Annotated in this window: 1 protein-coding gene; it reads right to left on the reverse strand. The window is 79.3% G+C overall.

Annotation, left to right across the window (positions count from 1 at the left end):
- Positions 1-1,329: sensor histidine kinase (locus GA0115242_RS36525; protein WP_093835956.1), on the reverse strand; the 1,329-nt coding region annotated here is incomplete at both ends.

Here is a 1,329-nt window from a genome sequence, read left to right on the forward strand (position 1 = left end):
CGGGCCGGTGGCGGGGCGCGCTGGGCGGGGAAGGGCGCCGCCGGAGCACCGGGCGCCGGATCCGGGGTGCCGGGTGCCAGGTCCGGAGCGCCGGGTGCCGGGTCCGGGGTGCCGGGTGCCAGGTCAGGGGCGTCGGGCGTGTGGCCCGGGGCGTCGGGCGTGTGGCCCGGGGTGTCGGGCGTGTGGCCCGGGGTGTCGGGCGTGGGGTTCGCGGGGTCCGGCGTGCCGACCTTCGCCGGGAGGCGGGCCGTCATCCGGAAGCCGCCGTCCGGCAGGGCGCCCGCCTCGAACGTCCCGCCGAGCAGCGCGATCCGCTCCTGGAGTCCCGCCAGCCCGCTGCGCGTTCCCCCGGCGGAGCGCGCCCCGTCCGGCACCCCGTTGGTCACCGCGACCTCGATCCCGCTCGCCGTGGGGCGCACCGCCACCCGCGCGGGCGCCCCCGGCGCGTGCTTCAGGACGTTCGTCAGCCCCTCCCGCACCACCCGGTGCAGCGCCTGCCGGGTCCGGACGCCGACCTCCGCCGACCCGGGCACCGTCCACTCCAGCTCGACGCTCCCGCCCGCCTGCCGGGACTGCGCCACCAGCGCCGTGACGTCCGCCAGAGTTCCCCGTTCGACGCCGGTCCCGTCCGCCAGGTCGGCGTGGCGCAGGACGCCGAGGACCTCCCGCAGCTCCTCCAGGGCCGTCCCCGCGGTGGTGCGCAGGAACTCCACCTGACCGGCGAGCGGCGGTGCCTGCCGCGCGGCGGCCAGCTCGAGTGCCCCCGCGTGCACGGAGATCAGGCTCAGCCGGTGACCCAGCAGGTCGTGCATCTCGCCCGCGATCCGGGCCCGCTCCTCCAGCCGGGCCGCCTCCGCGGTGAGCGCGCGGGTCTGCTCCAGGTAGGCGTTGCGCTCCCGCAGCAGGTCCGCCAGCGGGCGCCGCCGTCCCAGCAGCGTCCCGGACAGGGCGGGCAGCACCAGCACCAGCAGGACGGAGACCGCGTCCCCGCCCAGCACCTCCCAGCGGCTCCCGCTGCCGAGCAGCAGCCGGACGCCGGTCAGCGGCACGACGAGCAGACAGGCCGCGCCCACCACCCGCCACGCCCGCCGGGTCGGCGCGATCAGCCGGGTCGCGGAGAGCACGAGCAGCGGCACCACGGCCGTCGTCCACAGGTTGCCGCCCACCAGCAGCGGCGCCGCGCACAGCACCGCGGCGGCCGGACGCGCGCGCCTGACCCCGACCAGCAGCGCGGCCCAGAGCGCCTCCAGGACGGCGAGGACCGGGTGGAGCGGGGGGACCGCGAGCAGCGGCAGCAGCCCGCAGGCGGCGGCGAGCGCGGGGAGCGGC

Source organism: Streptomyces sp. SolWspMP-5a-2, assembly GCF_900091845.1.
Lineage (GTDB): Bacteria > Actinomycetota > Actinomycetes > Streptomycetales > Streptomycetaceae > Streptomyces > Streptomyces doudnae.